The sequence below is a fragment of the Pseudomonas sp. LBUM1661 genome (assembly GCF_059695925.1).
In genome coordinates this window covers 5,849,706-5,862,719 of the sequence record NZ_CP166794.1, presented here as the reverse complement: position 1 = coordinate 5,862,719, position 13,014 = coordinate 5,849,706, and the positions used below count along the sequence as shown (strand labels likewise).

Annotated in this window: 13 protein-coding genes; 5 read left to right on the top strand and 8 right to left on the bottom strand. The window is 58.7% G+C overall.

What is annotated here, in order from left to right:
* Positions 1-1,263, top strand: coding sequence for an OprD family porin (locus ACA057_RS26885; RefSeq protein ID WP_497343726.1), 1,263 nt, complete (start codon positions 1-3; stop codon positions 1,261-1,263).
* A gap of 8 nt (positions 1,264-1,271) precedes the next feature.
* Here ACA057_RS26885 and ACA057_RS26880 read toward each other — a convergent pair whose 3' ends face one another.
* Positions 1,272-1,514 (bottom strand): DUF2790 domain-containing protein, encoded by a 243-nt coding sequence (locus tag ACA057_RS26880; protein WP_497343724.1) that lies wholly within the window; start codon positions 1,512-1,514, stop codon positions 1,272-1,274.
* A gap of 1,008 nt (positions 1,515-2,522) precedes the next feature.
* On the opposite strand from ACA057_RS26880, the gene ACA057_RS26875 reads away from it, so the two are divergent.
* Positions 2,523-3,212 carry an energy-coupling factor ABC transporter permease gene (locus tag ACA057_RS26875; protein WP_497343722.1) on the top strand — a complete coding sequence of 230 codons (690 nt, stop codon included), beginning with the start codon at positions 2,523-2,525 and terminating at the stop codon, positions 3,210-3,212.
* Positions 3,213-3,275: 63 nt separating this feature from the next.
* Positions 3,276-3,491: a hypothetical protein gene (locus ACA057_RS26870; protein WP_401361910.1), complete on the top strand. Its 216-nt coding sequence runs from the start codon at positions 3,276-3,278 to the stop codon at positions 3,489-3,491.
* Between the two features lie 9 nt (positions 3,492-3,500).
* Here ACA057_RS26870 and yacG read toward each other — a convergent pair whose 3' ends face one another.
* The 5 genes from yacG to pilB are packed head-to-tail and all read right to left on the bottom strand — an operon-like array spanning position 3,501 to position 8,112.
* A complete protein-coding gene (gene yacG / locus ACA057_RS26865) occupies positions 3,501-3,701 on the bottom strand; it encodes a DNA gyrase inhibitor YacG (RefSeq protein ID WP_059401976.1) in 201 nt (66 codons plus the stop codon).
* On the bottom strand, positions 3,698-4,321 hold the full coding sequence (coaE, locus tag ACA057_RS26860; protein WP_497343720.1) for a dephospho-CoA kinase: 624 nt from the start codon (positions 4,319-4,321) through the stop codon (positions 3,698-3,700). The genes yacG and coaE overlap by 4 nt, the downstream gene beginning before the upstream one ends.
* The gene (locus tag ACA057_RS26855; protein WP_497343718.1) at positions 4,318-5,190 is read right to left on the bottom strand and encodes a prepilin peptidase; all 873 of its coding nucleotides are present in this window, start codon (positions 5,188-5,190) and stop codon (positions 4,318-4,320) included. The genes coaE and ACA057_RS26855 overlap by 4 nt, the downstream gene beginning before the upstream one ends.
* Position 5,191: 1 nt before the next feature.
* Positions 5,192-6,409, bottom strand: a complete 1,218-nt coding sequence (locus tag ACA057_RS26850) for a type II secretion system F family protein (protein WP_497343716.1) — start codon at positions 6,407-6,409, stop codon at positions 5,192-5,194.
* A 2-nt stretch (positions 6,410-6,411) separates the two neighbouring features.
* Positions 6,412-8,112, bottom strand: coding sequence for a type IV-A pilus assembly ATPase PilB (gene pilB / locus ACA057_RS26845; RefSeq protein ID WP_497343714.1), 1,701 nt, complete (start codon positions 8,110-8,112; stop codon positions 6,412-6,414).
* 225 nt (positions 8,113-8,337) lie between these two features.
* Between pilB and ACA057_RS26840 the strand changes: the two genes are divergently transcribed.
* Both ACA057_RS26840 and ACA057_RS26835 read left to right on the top strand, forming a co-directional pair.
* Positions 8,338-8,751, top strand: coding sequence for a pilin (locus tag ACA057_RS26840; RefSeq protein ID WP_497343712.1), 414 nt, complete (start codon positions 8,338-8,340; stop codon positions 8,749-8,751).
* A 315-nt stretch (positions 8,752-9,066) separates the two neighbouring features.
* Positions 9,067-9,423, top strand: coding sequence for a BON domain-containing protein (locus ACA057_RS26835; protein ID WP_497343710.1), 357 nt, complete (start codon positions 9,067-9,069; stop codon positions 9,421-9,423).
* Positions 9,424-9,690: 267 nt separating this feature from the next.
* Here ACA057_RS26835 and ACA057_RS26830 read toward each other — a convergent pair whose 3' ends face one another.
* Entirely contained in the window at positions 9,691-9,987 is a 297-nt protein-coding gene (locus ACA057_RS26830) for a DUF2845 domain-containing protein (protein ID WP_497343708.1), read from the bottom strand.
* Positions 9,987-12,938, bottom strand: a complete 2,952-nt coding sequence (locus ACA057_RS26825) for a DUF748 domain-containing protein (protein WP_497343706.1) — start codon at positions 12,936-12,938, stop codon at positions 9,987-9,989. The genes ACA057_RS26830 and ACA057_RS26825 overlap by 1 nt, the downstream gene beginning before the upstream one ends.
* Positions 12,939-13,014: the final 76 nt, after the last annotated feature.

The window sequence follows — 13,014 nt, the reverse complement described above, 5'->3', positions numbered from 1 at the left end:
ATGAAACAGATTCTTCCAATAACCGGTTCGGTGTTGTCCATGGCGTTCGTCTCGAGTTTCTCCGCGAGCGCGATGGCGGACGGCTTTATCGAAGACACCACGGCCACCTTGCAAGCACGTAATTACTACTTCAGCCGCGACTTCTCCGACATCGTCGGGGCCAACCAGCAATCGAAAGCCGAAGAGTGGGCGCAGGGTTTCATCCTCAACGTCAAATCCGGTTACACCCAAGGGCCGGTCGGGTTTGGGGTGGACGTCATCGGCCTGCTCGGTCTCAAGCTCGACAGCAGCCCGGACCGGGTCAATACCGGGTTGCTGCCGGTGCAGGATGATGGGCGCGCAGCGAATGATTACAGCCGGCTGGAAGGCGCATTGAAGGTGCGTTACTCGAAAACCGAGCTCAAAGTGGGGGAGCTGCAACCCAATCTGCCGGTGCTGGCCTTCAGCGATATTCGATTGCTGCCGCCCAGTTATCAGGGGGCGAGCATCAGCTCCAATGAAATTAACGGCCTGACCGTGCAGGGCGGCCACTTGAGTTCGACCAGCCTGCGCAACGAGGCGGGCGACGAAAAGATGCAAGCCATGCTCGGGCACGTGCCGCAGCGTCAGGTCAGCAGTGATGGCTTCAACTTTGCCGGCGCCGATTATGCCTTTAACGATAAACGCAGCTCGGTCAGCGCCTGGTTCGGGCAACTGGAAGACATCTACAACCAGCGCTTTCTTGGCCTCAAGCACAGTCAACCAGTGGGCGACTGGGTCCTGGGCGCGAACCTCGGTTATTACGATTCACGTGAAGATGGCAAGAAATTGCTGGGCAACATCGACAACCAGGCGTTTTTCTCGCTGCTGTCGGCCAAGCGTGGTGGTCACACGTTTTATATCGGCTATCAGGGCATGTTTGGCGACAGCGCGTTCCCGCGGGTGTTTGCCAACATTTCGCCGCTGGGCAACGAGGTGCCGACCTACGAGTTCGCCTACACCGATGAGCGTTCCTGGCAGGCGCGTTACGACTACGATTTCGCGGCCCTTGGTGTGCCGGGGTTGACCAGCACCGTGCGTTACATCTCAGGCAATAATGTCGATACCGGGCAGGGGTTTGAAGGCAAGGATCGTGAACGGGACCTGGACCTTGGCTATGTGCTGCAGAGTGGCAGCTTCAAAGGCCTCGGGATTCGGGTGCGCAATGCGATGGCGCGGTCTAACTATCGCAGTGATATTGACGAGAACCGGTTGATCCTCAGTTACACCTGGACGCTGTTATGAGGCGCTGATTACAGATTGCTCGTGCAGTTGCCCATGACTTGATAGGTCACTTGATGGGTCTGGCCCTGGTGATCGATGTAGACCATGGTGGCTGGGACGACGTCGCAGGCGGTGGCGGTATCGGTGACTGACACTACCTGGGCGATGTCCAGTGGTTGCGCCGGGTTGTATGGAGTGGCGGCTGGTTCATTGCCGGCGGCCATTGTCGAAGTGGCGATGAGGGTCAGAAACAGGCTGGTCAGGGTTTTCATTTTTGTGGGCTCGGGGTTGATTCTGATGGTTGAAGTTTAGTCTTTGGCTGTGAGGGATAAAGGGGGCTGGGTTGGATTCAGCTTTACGTGGAATGTAACAATCGATGATGTTGGATTGGGGGGCATATCCGTTTTTTTGGTTGCTGCCGCTATTGGTTTCGCCCTTACGGCGAGTCACTTTGAAAAGCGCAAAGTAACCAAACGCTCTTGCCCCTTTCGTTCGGTGCCTCGCTAAGGCTCGGCATGCCCTCGCTCCGGTCCTGCTCCGTGGGCCCGCCGCCATCGGCCATCCATGGCCGGGGGCGGCTAACCCGGCATCCATGCCGGGTTGCCCACTGCGCAGAACCTCCACTCGGCCTCACGATGGGGCGGTGCATCAAAATCAAAAGCACGGCGGCCTGCAGGCCGGCCTGATTGGGGGGTACGAGTTCCCCTGTAGGAGCGAGCTTGCTCGCGAAGAACATCAATGATGGCGCGTTTTAACAGGATAAACGCGGTGCCTGTGGGTCCATCGCGAGCGAGCTCGCTCCTACAGGGGGACGGTGATTTCAGACGTTACATTCGCTGTTGATCTTGCCGTTGCTTTGCTTTGCTTTGGCTTCAGATCTGCCGCCCCTTTCCCAGAGGCCGAACGCAGGCGTTGCGCAGGGGGTACCGCGGCAAGGATGCCGCGGTAGCCGCCCACGGCCAGGGATGGCCGATGGCGGCGGGCCCCCGGAGCAATGCCGGAGTGAGGGCATGCCGAGCCTAAGCGAGGCACCGAATGGAGGGGCAAAGCGCTTTGGTTACTTTCGCGCTTTTCGAAAGTGACTCGCTGTAAAAGCGAAACCAATATCAGCCGTTACCGCAGAAACGGATATGTCCCTTATCAAAAAACAGTCGCTAAGCCGCAGAAACGGATATGCCCCCAGTCCCGGAACACCCAACCCGAAATCGAAGCACACTCAATCTGCGGTGTAGACTAAAAACCTATCCCCTTTCGGCAAAGACAACGGAGTGCGCCCCACCATGATTGGTGCCGAATTACTGTCACCCGAAAGCCTCACGGTAGGGTGGTTGATCTACGTCCCGGCGCTGATCTGGGCCGTTGCGCGTGCACCGTGGGTCGAACTGTTCAGCGACAGCCGCCGCCAGCACCTGCTGTTTGGCACCGTGTTCGCGCTGTTCATGCTGTGGCTGGTGCGACGGGACTTCGACACCGGCGTGTCCTACCACTTCATCGGCATGACCGCCGTCACCCTGTTGCTCGACTGGCCCCTGGCAATCGTCGGCGGATTGGTCGCGCAAGCCGGATTGGTGCTGCTCGGACGCCAGGACCTGGTGGCGATGGGGGTCAACGGCGCGCTGCTGATTCTATTGCCGGTGCTGATCACCGAGTGCTGCGCCATCCTCGTGGAGCGCGCGCAACCGCGTAATCCCTTCGTGTACATCTTCGTTTCCGGTTTCTTTGCCGCCGCGCTGTCGGCATTGTTGTGCCTGCTGCTGGCGCTGTGGTTGCTGTGGTTCGACGAACGTTTCGCCATGCCGTACTGGCTTGAGGATTTTGTCGGTTACCTGTGGCTGATCATTTTTCCGGAGGCCTTCATCAACGGCATGGTGGTCAGCGCGCTGGTGGTGTTCTGTCCCGAATGGCTGGAGACCTTCAACCGCACGCGCTACCTGTCGGCACCGTGGAAGGACGACGATCCGAAATCTTGATCCACATCAAACCCATCAATCACTGACGAACTCATGCTCGGCAAAACCTTCAGGAGCATCGAAATGAGTGTCTACGAATGGGCAAGGCAGGAGTTGCGCCAGAGTCTGGATGTGGCGCAGGAAGTGGGGTTTGATCCGGGGTTGAGCCTGCGCGCCTTGCTCAGCGCGGTGGTGCAGCAGAGCAAGGCTGTGCGCAGTATCGAGGACCTGGCCGACGAGTTGCAGTTTCTCGCCGAGAACCTCGATGAAGAGGAAGACTACGGCTTCATGCGACCCTGATACCGTGGATCAGTGACGCGGTTCGAAGTCTTCGCTGAACATCTCGTCTTCGGCATCCGGGCTCACCGGAATCTTGTGTTCTTCCGACGCCCAGGCGCCCAGGTCGATCAGTTTGCAACGGTCCGAACAGAACGGCCGGAACGTGCTTTCGGCGCTCCATTCAACAGGGGCGCCACAGGTTGGGCAATTGACGGTTGGGGTTTGGCTCATGACTGGCCTCCACGCAATGTTAGGTAAAAGTGATGCAGGCGTTCGACCTCGCTGTGCAGCCAGGCGAGGTCGCGGTCGTTGACCACCACATCGTCGGCATGGGCCACGCGATCCTGGCGGCTGGACTGGGCCTTGAGGATTGCCTGGACCTGTTGTTCGCTGGTCTGGTCACGCCGCAGGGTGCGTTCGATCTGTAGCTGTTCGGGGGCATCGATCACCAGCACCCGTTGGGTCATGGCGTACTGCCCGGACTCGATCAGCAGCGGTGAAACCAGAATCGCGTAAGGTGATTGTGCCTTGGCCAGATGATCGGTGATTTCCTTGGCGATCAGCGGATGCAGCAACGCTTCGAGCCAGAGACGTTGCTCCGGCACTTCAAAGATCAGTTTGCGCAGTGCCGCTCGGTCCAGTTGCCCATCCGCCAGCAACACGCCGGGGCCAAAGTGTTCGGCAATTTTCGCCAGCGCCGGGCGACCCGGCTCCACCACCCAGCGCGCCGCATGATCGGCGTCCACCACGTGCACGCCCAGGTCGATGAAGTGCTGCGCAGCGGCGCTTTTGCCGCTGCCGATGCCGCCGGTCAAGCCGAGAATCCAGGGTTTTTCCACAGGGTTATTCATTTCAAACCGACAAACTGCCAATAGAAGTCGGTTATTTGACCACCCCAGAGCAGCGCAATCCAGCCGGCAATTGCCAGGAAGGGGCCGAAGGGGATCGGCGTGGAGGTTTTCGCGTTACGCAAACGCAGCAACATCACGCCGACAACCGCGCCCACCAGCGACGACAACAGGAGGGTCAGCGGCAAAATCTGCCAGCCGCCCCAGGCGCCAAACAGGGCCAACAGCTTGAAATCACCATGGCCCATGCCGTCCTTGCCGGTGAGCAACTTGAACAGCCAGAACACCGACCACAACGCCATGTAACCGGCTATCGCGCCCCACAGCGCCTCATTTAATGGCACGAACAGGCTGAAGCTGTTGACGATCAGCCCCAGCCACATCAGCGGCAGCACCAGCACATCCGGCAGCAGCTGATGCTCGGCGTCGATCAGGCTCATGGCCAACAGGCCCCAGGTCAGGACCAGCGCCAGGCACGCCGGCCAACCAACACCGAAGTGCCAGGCGATGAAGGCCGACAACAGACCGCAGGCCAGCTCGGTCATGGGATAGCGTTTGCTGATCGGCGTCGCGCAACTTGAACAGCGCCCGCGCAGGCACACATAACTGATGAGCGGAATATTTTCCCAGGCACGAATCCGGTGTCCGCACCGGGGGCACTGGGAGTGCGGCAGCAGCAGGTTATAGGTCGGCAGTGGGGTTTCGGTCGGCAGCCCCAGCATGTCGTGAGCCTGCACCCGCCACTCACGCTCGAGCATTTTCGGCAGGCGCCAGATCACCACGTTGAGAAAGCTGCCGATCAGCAGGCCGACCACCCCGGCGATGACAACGAAGGCCAGCGGGTAGACAGACAGGATTTCGTTCAAGGGCATGTCAGATCGCTGAGCCGAGTTGGAAGATAGGCAGGTACATCGCAACCACCAGGCCGCCGACGATAACACCCAGCACCACCATGATGAACGGCTCCATCAGACTGGTGAGGTTATCGACCATGTTGTCCACTTCGTCTTCGTAGAAACTCGCGACCTTGTCGAGCATGTCGTCCAGTGCGCCGGACTCTTCGCCAATCGCGGTCATCTGGATCGCCATGTTCGGAAAGATGCCGGAGCTGCGCATCGAGAAGTTCAGTTGCATACCGGTGGAAACGTCCTGCTTGATGCGCAGCACCGCCCGCTTGAACACGATGTTGCCGGTGGCGCCCGCCACTGATTCGAGGGCTTCCACCAGCGGCACGCCCGCGGCAAAGGTGGTCGACAGCGTGCGGGCGTAACGGGCCACGGCGGACTTGTACATCAGAGTGCCAACCAGGGGCAATTTCAGCAGCCAGGTGTCCATCCGGTCGCGAAAGACTTGCGACGTCTTAAAGGCATGGCGCATGCCGAAAATCGCTGCGATCAGCACGCCGAGCAGCGCCCACCACCACGCCTGCATAAATTCCGACAAGCCGATGACCATCACGGTGAAGGCCGGCAATTCGGCGCCAAAGCCTTTGAACACCGATTCGAACTGCGGCACCACCTTGACCAGCAGAATCCCGGTGACAATGATTGCGACGAACACCACGGCCAGTGGGTAAGTCATGGCTTTCTTGATCTTGGCCTTGAGGCTTTCGCTCTTTTCCTTGTAGGTCGCTACCCGCTCCAACAGGGTGTCCAGCGCACCGGCCTGTTCGCCGGCATCGACCAGGTTGCAGTAGAGCTCATCGAAATACTGCGGCTTTTTGCGCAGGGACGCGGCGAAGCTGTTACCCGCGGCGACTTCCTGTTTGACCTCGTCCACCAGTTTGCGCATGGCCGGGTTATCGAAGCCCTCACCGATGATCTCGAACGACTGCAGCAACGGTACGCCGGCTTTCATCATGGTTGCCATTTGCCGGGTGAACAGGGCAATTTCCTGGGCCTTGATGCGCTTGCCCAGGTTGAGAATCGAGGCGGATTTCTTGCGCACCTTGCCGGGGTTGATGCCTTGTTTGCGCAGTTGGGCCTTGATCAGTGCCGGGTTTTGACCGCTGAGTTCGCCGGTCATTTTCGTGCCTTGCCGGTTGGTGCCTTCCCAGGCATACACGCTGATTTTTGCTGCTTTGACCGCCATGTTCAGTCCTTGGTGACCCGGTTGATTTCTTCAAGGCTGGTGATGCCTTGCATGGCCTTGAGCAGCCCGGAAGTGCGCAGGTCGTTGAAACCGTCCTTGCGCATCTGGATGTCGATTTCCAGTGAGTTGCCTTCGGCCATGATCAGCCGTTGCAGCTCCGGTGTGTTCTTCACCACTTCATAAATCCCCGTTCGCCCTTTGTAACCGCCATTGCAGTGTTCGCAACCGACCGGCTCATAGATCGTGAACGAGCCGATGCGTTCCTCGGGGAAGCCTTCCTTGAGCAACGCCTCGCGGGGAATTTCGATGGGTTTCTTGCAATGGCTGCACAGTTTGCGCGCCAGGCGTTGGGCGATAATCAGGCTGACCGAGGTGGCAATGTTGAACCCCTGAATGCCCATGTTGTGCAGGCGGGTCAGGGTTTCCGCGGCGCTGTTGGTGTGCAGGGTCGACAGCACGAGGTGCCCGGTCTGGGCGGCCTTGATCGCGATTTCCGCGGTTTCGAGGTCGCGGATTTCGCCGACCATGATCACGTCCGGGTCCTGGCGCAGAAACGAGCGCAGCGCCTGGGCAAAGCCCAGTCCCTGTTTGGCATTGACGTTGACCTGGTTGATGCCTTCCATGTTGATCTCCACCGGGTCTTCGGCGGTGGAGATGTTGATGTCCACGGTGTTGAGAATATTCAGGCCGGTGTAGAGCGACACGGTCTTGCCCGAACCGGTCGGGCCGGTCACCAGAATCATTCCCTGTGGCTGCTTGAGCGCGGCCATGTACAGGTCTTTCTGGTCGGGTTCGTAGCCGAGGGCGTCGATGCCCATTTGCGCGCTGGACGGATCGAGGATCCGGATCACCACTTTCTCGCCCCACAAGGTCGGCAGGGTGTTGACCCGGAAGTCGATGGACTTGCTCTTGGACAGGCGCATCTTGATCCGCCCGTCCTGGGGTTTGCGTCGCTCGGAGATGTCGAGGCTGGCCATGACTTTCAGGCGCGCGGCGATGCGGTTGGCCAGTTGAATCGGTGGCTTGGCGACTTCACGCAACATGCCGTCGGTGCGCATCCGCACGCGGTAGGTTTTTTCGTAGGGCTCGAAATGCAGGTCGGAAGAGCCGCTCTTGATCGCATCGAGCAGCATTTTGTGGACGAAGCGCACCACGGGCGCGTCGTCGGCATCCTGTCCGGCGATGGCGTCCTGGTTGTGGTCATCGTTGGATTCGATGTCGACGCCATCGAGGTCGACGTCGGCCATGTCTTCGAGGCCGGAATTGTGGCTGTCGAAGAACTTTTCGATGGCATCCGTGAGTTTGTCGTCCTCCACCAGAATGGCTTCGGTCGTGAGCCCGGTGCTGAACTGGATGTCGTTGATGACCTGGTGATTGGATGGGTCGGAAATCCCCACGAACAACTTATTACCGCGTCGCCAGAGGGGCAGGGCGTGGTGCTGGCGGATCAGTTTCTCGCTGACCAGGCCCTTGGGCTGGGTGTCCTTGTCCAGGCAGTTGAGGTCGAGCAGGGCCATGCCGAAGTGTTCCGAAGCGATCTCGGCGACCTGGCGACTTTTCACCAGTTTGTTCTGCACCAGGTAGCTGACCAGTGAGATGCGGTTACGTTGGGCTTGCTGATACGCCTGTTGCGCGCTTTTGTCAGTGAGCAGCTCGGCCAGGACCAATTGCTTGGCCAGACCGCTAAGGGCGATGTCGTTCATTGGGGTTCCGGACGCAGACAGTTCATGACTTATAGCCTAGTCAAGCCGAGGAACCAAACCAGCGTCGGTCAGGTGACAAAAAGTGTCAGATAGTGCGGATACTGGGGGTAGGAAAGGGCGTTGCACTGGCGTCGCGCCCCGCCAACAGGGAATACGGCGGTTGGCATGGGCTGTGCTGCGGCTAATTCAGATCATGAGATTCCGACTCATGCATGGAGCCTGTCTATGAACACTCAAAAAGGTTTTACCCTGATCGAGCTGCTGATCGTGGTGGCGATCATCGGGATTCTGGCGACGTTTGCCTTGCCGCAATATGCCAAGTACCAGGCAAGGGCCAAGGTGACGGCGAGCATGGCCGAGATCGCCGCATTGAAAGTGCCATTCGAAGACATTATCAATCAGGGCACGGATCCGACGCTTGCGCTGATCGGTGGTACCGCGACGACGGGTAACTGCACCATTACCGCTTCGGGTACGGCTTCCACTGGAGTGGGCGCTATTGGCTGCGTCATTCTTAATGCACCGGGTCAGGTACTCAACCAAACCATCACGCTCTCACGGACGATGACGGGAGGTTGGACCTGTGCGACAACCGTCAATCAGGAATACGCCCCTAAAGGCTGCACCGGTAAAGCCTGATTGATATCCGTTCTGCCAATACCCCGCCTCTTGCGAAGCGGGGTATTTTTTTGCCTGTCAGTCGAGAAAACCAGTGAAAGAAAGAAACTCTCAACAATTCATGGCCTTAGGCCGCAGACAAAACCCGCAACTTGCATGTCGATAATTTCCAACTCATGCAATTTGCATGATTCCGAAAATTAGGTGTTTTGTTATCTTATTGATTTATAACGATTAATTACCTGTCTCAAAGTTGGCACAGCGTTCGCAACATACCCAGTAACCCTGCTGACAAGACAACCCAGCAGACTTTCTAGAAAAACAGGAGTTACTCGTATGAAGAAGTTCGCTATCGCTGCCGCTACTGCTACCGCGCTGACCCTGACCATGGCCAACGTCGCATTTGCACAGACTACTCAAACTACCCAAGCCCCGATGACACTGGCGGCCGGTGAAGTTACCCAGGCCAAGGAAGCTACTTCCGACACTTGGATCACTACCAAAGTCAAAAGTGACCTGGTAACTGAAAAAGGCATTCCTGGTACCGATATCAAAGTTGAAACCAACAAAGGCGTCGTGTCCCTGTCGTCCACTGTTGCGGTGACCGACGCACAGAAAGCCACCGCTGTTGCGATCACCAAGAAAATCAAAGGCGTCAAAGCGGTCTCCGCTGACGGCCTGAAAGCCGAGTAAGGCAAGGCTTCTCGCCTGGACTGGGAGAAGGCGCGGCAGGTGAGCCGAGTCATACACCTGCTGCTGGAGAGTTCATGCGAAAGGCCATAAGGATGTGGCCATTACAGGCCCCGGACATTCGTGTTCGGGGCCTGTTCTATTGTGGGCAACACAAAATAATTGTGGGAGCGAGCCTGCTCGCGAAGACGGATTAACTTTCACCACATCTGTTGGATGAAAGTCCGCTTTCGCGAGCAGGCTCGCTCCCACCTTGGGTTTGTGGTGGGTTTAGTTGCCGCGTTTGCTGGTGATCTGCTTCAAGCGATTGCCTTCAAACCGCAGGTACTGGTACATCCCTCCGTTGGGCCCGTAGGTCCATTCCTCGACCTGAAACTCTTCCCGTCGGTTGGCGCTGCGCTTGTAGCCCAATAGATCGCGGCTGACCGGCTCACCGCATTTCTGCAGCACTTCGCTGGACCTGTCGCCAACGCTGACCAACTGGCTGCCGCAGCGCAGGGTATCCGCCGCCGAGGCCTGGCTGGCGCTCAGCGCCAATGCCAGGCTCACCAGCAATCGTCTGATCATCACTCGGCGTCCAGATGCAGGGGCGTTACCACTCGACCGTCACTTTCCGCTTCGCCCAACTGGGCGTCGATGAAGTACACACGGTCATCGGCCAACTGGCCCTTGTCGACCAAGTAGTCTTTGATGCTGCTGGCGCGTTCCTGGCCCAACTGACGTAACAGCACGTCGCTGGAGCTCCAGAACTTGATCACGCCCTCACGCATTTTCGCGGTGCGTTCTTCCTTGCCCAGATCCTTCCATTCAGCCGGCGGCTGGGTCTTCAGGCGGATGCGGTAGATGCCTTCCAGCAGCGGACCTTTTTCGCTGTCCGGCACTTGCAGTAATGACGCCTGGGCCGGCACCTTGTCACCACGGCGCTGGAGCATTTTGTAGTAGTTGTACTGGTATTCCCGTTCCAAGCGTTGCTCGGCAATCAGCGGGCCATCACTGCTGGCGGCAGCGGTGCCTTCGATTTCCAGGCGCAGGGCCGGACGTTCCTTGAGCGCCTGGGACAGTTTGACCAGCGAACCCTCGGCCTCTTTGCTCAGGTCGCTTGAACCCGGTGCAAACGACACCGTGCCCAAGTCTTCCGAACCGCCGCCACTGACCAGCCCGCCAATCATTTTGAACGGCGCGGCGGCGGCTTTGACGATCAGGTTGCGCAAGGTCTGCCAGACAATCGGCATGATGCTGAACTGCGGGTTGTTCAGGTCACCGGTCACCGGCAGCTCGATGGAAATCTTGCCGTCGACGTCCTTGAGCAACGCGATGGCCAGCTTCAGCGGCAGGCTTACGGCGTCCGGACTGTCGACTTTTTCACCCAGTTGCAGCTGTTCGACCACCACTTTGTTTTCGGCCTTGAGCTGGCCCTTGGTGATCAGGTAATGCAGGTCGAGATTGAGCCGGCCCTTGCGGATGCGATAACCGGCGAACTTGCCGGAATAGGGCGTCAGGGTCGTCAGCTCGACACGTTTGAAACTGGTGGCGATGTCGAGGCTGGCCATCGGGTCGAACGGGTTGACCGAACCCTTGATGGTCACCGGTGCATAGCGATCAACCTTGCCTTTGATATCGACGGTGGCCGGTTTCGCCTGACGGCTGTCGATGGCGCCGATCTGCCCGTTGAGCTGTTGAACGGCGGTGGCGAAGTTCGGGGTCAGGCTGAAGTCGGCGAAGTTCGCCGAGCCGTCATTGATGGCAATCCCGCCAATGTGAATGCCCAGCGGTTTGTCCTTGCTGGCCGGTTTGGCAGCGGCGGTCTTGGCACCGGAGTCGGGCGGTTGCGGGATCAGCAGGTCATCGACGTTGGTGGTGCGGTCGTCGTTGATCATGAAGCGCACGTAGGGCTGGAACAGGTTGACCTTGTTGATCGACAGGCTGTCGCCGTGCTGATAATTCAGGCCTTCGAGCACCAACTGCTGCCACTTGAGGAAGTCGCGGGTTTTCAGGGTGTCGAGGGTGTGCAGCTGATCAACCTGGGCGCGGCCGGTGACGCTGAATGCCAGCGGTTCAGTGCTTTTCAGGTCGACTGCCAGATCACTGCCAAGCATGCCGCTGCGCAATTCGAGGCGAATAAACGGGTTGATATAGGACTGCGCCACCCGCAGGTCGATGTCCTTGGTCTGCACGTTTAGTTTGGCGCTGACCGGGGCCAGGTTGACCACGCCGTCCGCCATGAGCTTGCCTTGCTTGCCCACGCCCGTGTCGAGCTTGAGGTTGAAGGGCGAGCCATTGAGGCTGTCGAAATTTTGCAGGTCCAGGTTCAGCGGGCCGACTTCCAGGGCCACGGCGGGTTGCGCCTTGCGGTCGGCCAGATGCACTTGGTAGTTGCGCAATTGCACGTCTTTGAGCAGCACCTGCCAAGGCTTGCTGGGTGGTGCAGGTTCAGGTTTCGGTGAGTCGGCGGCGGCGGGCGTGCTCACGGGTTCGGCGTTGGCTTTGACCGTCGCTTTGGACGGTTGGCTGGCGAACAGTTTCTGCCAGTCCAGCTGTCCGTCCGCTTCCAGCGCGGCCCAGGTTTCCAGTTTATTGCTGCGAATCTTGCCGACCACCACGTGTTGCTTGGCCAGGTCTACCGTGGTGTCGCTGATGTCCAGTCGTTCGAGCTTCGCCAGCGGCCGACCGTCCGGGGCCTTGATTGCGAAGGGCGCGACACTGACGGCGACATTGCTCAGCAGCAGTTCGGTTTCCTTGGACAGGTTCAGTTTGTAGTCGGTACTGAGGTTGATGATGCCGTCTTCGAGCACTAGTGGCACAGCGTCCCGCACGTAGGGCCAAAAGGCTTTCATCTTGCCGTCGGTGATTTTCAGCTTACCTTCGGAGGCGATCGGGATCAGGCTGAAGTTACCGCTCCAGTCGATCTGCCCACCGTTCGGGCCGACGGCTACCAGCGTCATGTCGGCACTGTCTTCGGGCAGGGTGCTGAGGTTCTTCAGTTCGAAATCGAGTTTGTCGTAGAGGAATTCGATGGGCTCGCTAGGGCGTTCATCCATGAAATGCACGGAACCGCCCGCCAGTTTGATCCGCTCGATGCGCAACGGAAACGGCTTGGCATTCGGGTCGGCTGGGGTCGGTTCGCTGGCGGGAATTTTGAACAGGCCGAGCAAGTTGAGCTTGCCGTCCTTGCCGAAGAGGATTTCGGTCTTGGGTTTGTCTATTTCGATATCGGACAGGTGCAGCGCTTTGGTCCAGAGGCTGTCGATCTGCAGATTGGCGTACAGGCGTTCGAAGCCCACCTGTTCCTTGCCAGGCTCGCCAATGATCAGGCCCCACAGGGTCACTTCAAGGCTGAAGGGGTTGAGTTCGATTCGCGAGATCGTCGCGGGCGTCGTCGCGTAGTTGGCCAGTTGTTGGTTGGCCACCCGCAACGCGATCCCCGGCAAAATCAGAAACCCCAGCAGGCTGTAGAGGGCCAGAGCAGTCAACAAAGCGCCAATAGCGCGAAACAATCCTTTGGGCATGTGCGGCTTCATCTGTCTGAATCGGAGTGCGTTGGAGTATGGCACGCGATTCCGGTTCCGAAGTGATCATGCTTTATAGGATTAATCT